Origin of the sequence: Winogradskyella poriferorum, assembly GCF_036553625.1 — a bacterium.
GTDB classification, from domain to species: Bacteria; Bacteroidota; Bacteroidia; order Flavobacteriales; family Flavobacteriaceae; genus Winogradskyella; species Winogradskyella poriferorum.
Window position 1 is genome coordinate 1 of record NZ_JAZHOU010000012.1, and the last position, 3268, is coordinate 3268.

The window sequence follows — 3268 nt, forward strand, 5'->3', positions numbered from 1 at the left end:
TCTTACAACGGCAATCCTATGCCTGCTGGTGATTACTGGTTTGTTGCTAAAGTGAGACAAGATGACAACGTCTTTGAGATAAAGGGGCACTTTGCTTTAAAGCGTTAATTTCTTATTCTCAATAAATTAATATTTAAGATCTGAAAATTATAAGGTTTTTCCTATATTTGGTGGTAAGAGTGCAATACCATCAATCCTGTTCTCTTAAAAAAAAGCTATGACAAGGAATAGAACACGTACTCTTCTCCTCTTCTTGTTGTTTGTGAATTTTTTGTTTTCACAACAGATTATCACAGACAACACGCTAACTCCGCAACAACTTATCCAAAATTTAGTAGGCGATAATTGTGCTACAGTCAACAGTATTTCTTCACCTTATAATGGTAGTGTAAACAATATTATAAGCTATGGAAATTTTGACAGAGGCTCTTCCAGTTTTCCTTTAGAAAGTGGTATCGTTTTATCTACCGGAAGCATAACTAATGCTGGTAACTCAGTTATAACAGATAACCTCAATGATGGTAATATCAATTGGGAAACAGATCCTGATGTGTTGAATGTTCTTGGTATAGACCAAACCCTCAATGCGACTTCTATTCAGTTTAACTTTAGTACTGCCAACAACTTTGTTGCCTTTAAATACCTCTTTGCTTCCGACGAATATCAGCAAGAATACCCTTGTAATTTTAGAGATGTTTTTGCCATTCTTATCAGACCTGCTGGTAGTGCGGATCCTTTTGTAAATATTGCTTTAGTTCCAGAAACCACAACAGAGGTGAGCACCTACAACATTCACCCAAACATCAATGGATTTTGCGAGGCTATTAACGAAGATTATTTTCAAGGTTACAACTTACCTGGTACAAACTTCAATGGTCAAACTACTGTACTAATGGCCAATGCAGAGGTTATTCCTAATGAGGTTTATGAAATTAAATTTGTGATTGCAGACCACATCGACCAACGTTTTGATTCTGCTGTTTTTATTGAAGCTGAAGGCTTTGGTGGTTCTATAGATCTTGGTCCTGACCAATCGGTTTGTGGTAGTAACTTAACCTTAGATGCTGAGATCGATAATCCTTCTGCCGTGTATTCATGGTTTTTAGATGATAATCTAATTACTGGTGAAACAAATCCAACGCTTCTGGCTGAGCAATCTGGTACTTATAGTGTTGAAATCTCAATTCCTAGCCCTACCAACAACTGTATCTTAGAAGATAGTATTGAAATTGAAATAATTCCTTATCAAGAAGCAGCTCCTATTGAAGATCTTTCGGTTTGCGACCCTACTCCTAGCGATGGAATTTATCAGTTTGATTTTCCGTTATTGAAAAATGATGAGATTTTAGCAGAATTGCCTTCAGACAATTACAACATCTCTTACCATCTAAGCTTGGAGGATGCTCAAAACAACGTTAATCCTCTGGTTGGCATATACCAAAACACGGAGCAGGATGAAATCATTTTTGTTAGAATTGAAAGCTTAAATGGAGACTGTCTCCAAATTGGTAGCTTTAATGCTTCGGTAAATGAAACTCCAAGTACTGCAAACGCTTCAGTTTATATTTGCAATGGCAGTTTTGCTGATCCTGGTATTTCTAACTTAAATATGTTTAACATAGTAATGGCTGATGGCGAATTTGAAAGTACCGTTACTTATTTTATGAACGAAGAGGATGCCTCTAATAATGTTAACCCAATTTCAGAGTTTCCTAGTTTTAGTGAAGAACCACCATATATTGTAGCGAGAGTTGAGTCAAACAACCAAGTTAATAGTTGTTTTTCTTTAGCATATATATACTTTGATTACATTACACCTCCAGACTTATATACGGACACTCTAATCTTAGATGCATGTATTGATCCAGATTTTGAAGGAAATATTGATGGTATTGACTATACTTACAGCACATTACCTGTGTTTTTTGATATCGACGGTTATTTTGATCTTATTGAAACATCCATATTCCCTGGATCCACTGTTAGATTAAATGCTTTAATGTTTTTAGGCAACCCAATGTCCTATACACTAGAACAAAACTCTACATTTACTATTCCGCTGGCAGTATCTTTTGATAATGGTAACTGTTATAGTCCTGTAACTCTTAGACTTTACAAGAATTATCTCTATGAAGTTGTAGGACCTGAAAACACAATTTCTAAATGCGACGATCAGTCTAACGATGGTATTGAAGATTTCAACTTTGACGATATACGACAAGAGCTTTTAGAAAATATTGATGAAGACTATTCGTCAAATGTACATTTAGCATACTACCTCACCGAAGACGACCGAAGTAATGGTGTTAATGCTATAGACCAATCTATTCCATTTACTGCAACCAGTGAAGATGAATTGTTTATAGATGCTTATTATACATTTGATGGTAATGTTGCTTGTAGTATTTATTCAAAATTAAATTTTGATGTAATTCCTACAATAAATTTAGATCCTGTTTCAATAGATTATTGTGGTAACACAGATCCTAATACGAACACAACAACAGTAATTTTAGAAACCATTACTGATAACATTAGAGAAGATTTTGCTAATACTTACAATATTATTGCTAATGTAAACATATATGAAACATTTGAGGATGCTGAAAATTTATCTAATCCATTAGATGAAACCTATAATTTAAGTTTCGGACAAATTTTATATATAAGAGCCACAAATACTTTTACTGGCTGTTATGACATTACAACATTAGAGTTTAATATTACTTCTGCTATCGAAGCAAGTAATCCAGAACCCATAATCATTTGTGATGAAGATCAGGATTTATGGTCTACAGTTAACTTAGAAGATGTATTAGCTGAACTTTCAGCGAATAATCCAGATGTTACTTTTTCTTTTTATGGGTCTTTTGATGATGCTATAGATGAGCTACATGATAGTTTAGCGATAACAAACCCAAGCGATTACAACACCTCAAGTAAGGAGATATTTATAAGAGCTGAAATTGAGTCTGAAAACTGTTTTAGTATTCTCAATTTCGACGTCCTCATCTACGCAGACCCACAGTTAGATGGCGTTTCCAATTTTATAAATTGTGAAGTCAATCCTAATGTGCCATCTGAGTTTATTTTTGAAGATAATGATGCCTCCATCATAGGCAACCAACAAGGTATGCAAGTCCTCTATTTTGAAACTGAAGACGATGCTATTGACAGAGAAAATGCCATTAATAAAACAGCACCTTATTTCAATACTTCAAATCCTCAGACCATTTATGTTAGACTTGAAAATGAAGCTAAAAACAGT

At 34.5% G+C, this 3268-nt stretch carries 1 protein-coding gene; it reads left to right on the forward strand.

Features of this window, described 5'->3' with window-relative positions:
* Nucleotides 1-217 precede the first annotated feature (217 nt).
* Nucleotides 218-3268 (forward strand): choice-of-anchor L domain-containing protein (locus tag V1468_RS16395; RefSeq protein ID WP_331811283.1); only part of this gene is annotated, 3051 nt, incomplete at its 3' end.